The organism is Streptomyces sp. NPDC005799, assembly GCF_040630525.1.
GTDB classification, from domain to species: Bacteria; Actinomycetota; Actinomycetes; order Streptomycetales; family Streptomycetaceae; genus Streptomyces; species Streptomyces griseorubiginosus_B.
On the sequence record NZ_JBEXXQ010000219.1, the window covers coordinates 1 to 1254 of the forward strand.

A 1254-nucleotide genomic window follows, 5' to 3' on the forward strand; every position below is an offset into this window, starting at 1 on the left:
CTAGTAGCGTGTCGCTGCTTAGTTCTGGGTTGTTTAGTCGGGAGGCTGGTGTGTGGCAGATCCTTCTTCCGTTCTGCCGGACAGGGCTGGTGCGATGGGTTCGGAGAAGAAGAGGCCGGTGGTGCTGACCGCGGCTGATCGTGAAGAGTTGGTTCGGGTGACCACGACGGGGGTCCATCCGGCCTCGGTGATCAGGCGGGCGCGGGTGCTACTCGCGCTCGACACGTCTGCAGGCGAGATCGGCTCGCAGGAGGTGATCGCGGCTCGTCTTGGTGTCTCCGGTGAGACATTGCGGCTGGTCGCCAAGCGTTTCGCCGAGACCGGTGGCGATGTTCGGGCTACGGTCACACGGAAGAAGCGCGACCTTCCGCCGGTGCCCTCGCCGGTGACTGGTGAGGTCGAAGCCCGGCTGATCGCGATGGCGTGTTCACCGCCACCCCCGGGCTACACCCGGTGGTCGCTGCGGCTGCTGGAGAAGCACGTCGCGCTGGTGGAGGACATCCCTGATCTGGACCATTCCACCATCGGGCGGGTCTTAAAAAAACGGAACTGCGTCCTCACCTGAAGAAGTGCTGGACCATCCCGCCACGGGCGAACGCAGAGTTCGCGGCCCGGATGGAAGACGTGCTGGCCGTCTATGCCCGGCCCTACGACCCGGCCCGTCCGGTGGTGTGCATGGACGAGAAGCCCTGCCAGCTCCTCGCCGATGTCCGCGACCCGCTCCCGGCCCGGCCCGGTCACGACGCCCGCCAGGACAGCGAGTACATCCGCTGCGGCACGTGCTCCATCTTCGTATGGGTCGAACCCTTACGCGGATGGCGTCGAGTCCAGGCACTGTCCCAGCGGACCCGGATCGACTGGGCCGGCCAGGTCAAGCAGCTGCTGAGCGTGGACTACCCCGACGCCGAGGCCGTGGTACTGGTGATGGACAACCTCAACACCCACACCATCGCCTCGCTGTACGAGGCATTCGAACCGCAAGAGGCCTTCGCCCTGGCCCAACGCCTCGAGATCCACCACACGCCCAAGCACGGGTCATGGCTCAACATCGCCGAGATCGAACTGTCCGCGCTGACCCGGCAATGCCTCGGCCGCCGGATCACCGACCTCGACATCCTCAACACCGAACTCTCGGCCTGGCAGAACGCCACTAACGCCGGCCAACGTCAGGTGAACTGGCAGTTCACCACCCACGACGCACGCATCAAACTGCGCCACCTCTATCCCAAAAATTAGCCACGACAGTCTACTAGT

The 1254-nt window shown here is 64.8% G+C and carries 2 protein-coding genes; both read left to right on the top strand.

Going from position 1 to position 1254, the window contains the following annotated elements; genetic code table 11:
- Positions 1 to 118 precede the first annotated feature (118 nt).
- Positions 119 to 565: a helix-turn-helix domain-containing protein gene (locus ABZ453_RS51340; RefSeq protein ID WP_359026995.1), complete on the top strand. Its 447-nt coding sequence runs from the start codon at positions 119 to 121 to the stop codon at positions 563 to 565.
- A 14-nt stretch (positions 566 to 579) separates the two neighbouring features.
- On the top strand, positions 580 to 1236 hold the full coding sequence (locus tag ABZ453_RS51345; protein WP_359026997.1) for an IS630 family transposase: 657 nt from the start codon (positions 580 to 582) through the stop codon (positions 1234 to 1236).
- Positions 1237 to 1254: the final 18 nt, after the last annotated feature.